Origin of the sequence: Mesorhizobium sp. M5C.F.Ca.IN.020.29.1.1, assembly GCF_003997375.1 — a bacterium.
GTDB classification, from domain to species: domain Bacteria; phylum Pseudomonadota; class Alphaproteobacteria; order Rhizobiales; family Rhizobiaceae; genus Mesorhizobium; species Mesorhizobium wenxiniae.
Genome location: NZ_RZSW01001210.1, coordinates 1 through 408 on the forward strand (window position 1 = coordinate 1; position 408 = coordinate 408).

The 408-nt window shown below is 66.2% G+C and carries 1 pseudogene; it reads left to right on the plus strand.

Annotated features, from left to right (window positions below):
• Nucleotides 1-408, plus strand: a pseudogene (locus tag EOA85_RS37075) (molybdenum ABC transporter ATP-binding protein); the annotation flags it as partial.

Below are 408 nucleotides of genomic sequence, written 5' to 3' on the forward strand. Positions count from 1 at the left end.
GTCCAAGGTTGTTGCTGATGGACGAGCCGCTGGCTTCGCTCGACGACGCCCGCAAGGCAGAAATCCTGCCTTACATCGAGCGGCTGCGCGACGAGACGAAAATCCCGATCGTCTATGTCAGCCATTCGATCCCGGAAGTGGCGCGGCTGGCAAGCGACGTCGTTGTGCTGGCGCAAGGCAAAGTCGCCGCTTGCGGCCCGACCGGAGCGATCATGCAGCGGCTCGACCTCTTGCCGGCAGAAGAGCGCGGCGAGGGCGGCGCGATGCTGGATACTGCGGTGCTGCGCCACGACGAAGTCTTTGGCATGACCGTGCTTGGCTCGGCGGCGGGCGACATCCGCGTGCCGCTTCTGGCAGTGCCGGTCGGTGCGCCGGTGCGCATCCGCATCCGTGCCCGCGATGTGATGA